Origin of the sequence: Bradyrhizobium pachyrhizi (genome assembly GCF_001189245.1) — a bacterium.
GTDB classification, from domain to species: Bacteria; Pseudomonadota; Alphaproteobacteria; order Rhizobiales; family Xanthobacteraceae; genus Bradyrhizobium; species Bradyrhizobium pachyrhizi.
In genome coordinates, this window is the sequence record NZ_LFIQ01000024.1 from 172904 (window position 1) to 173510 (window position 607).

Annotated in this window: 1 protein-coding gene; it reads left to right on the forward strand. The window is 65.9% G+C overall.

Features of this window, described 5'->3' with window-relative positions:
• Window positions 1–158: 158 nt before the first annotated feature.
• On the forward strand, window positions 159–607 hold a 449-nt coding region (locus AKL29_RS44130; RefSeq protein WP_244481683.1), incomplete at its 3' end, for a crotonase/enoyl-CoA hydratase family protein.

The window sequence follows — 607 nt, forward strand, 5'->3', positions numbered from 1 at the left end:
AGGAGGGAGCGCGCGTATCCATTCCATCACCGTCACCCTGAGGAGGCCGCGCAGCGGCCGTCTCGAAGGGTCGACGGCCACCAGCCGTGCGCGCTCATATTGACTCTCCCGCTAATCGTTATAATACATAACTATTCTGAACCGGAAACAATAACGCCATGGGAAACGCTGCCGGCGGGGGAGACGCCTCGCTGCTCAGGATCGAGACGCGAGGGGCGGTGCTGACGGTCGGGCTGAACCGTCCCGCCAAGCGCAATGCGCTGAACGACGGCATCATCCTGGCGCTGCGGGATTGCTTTTCCGCGATACCGGATGCGGTCGGCGCCGTCGTCATCCATGGTATCGGCGATCACTTCTCGTCCGGCCTCGATCTCTCCGAACTGACCGAGCGCGACGCCACCGAGGGCCTGGTGCATTCCCAGATGTGGCACCGCGTGTTCGACCGCATCCAGTATTGCCGCGTGCCGGTCATCGCCGCGCTGAAGGGCGCGGTGATCGGCGGCGGGCTGGAGCTGGCCTGCGCCGCGCATATCCGGGTCGCCGAGCCGTCGGCCTATTTCGCGCTGCCGGAGGGTCAGCGCGGCATCTTCGTCGGCGGCGGCGGATC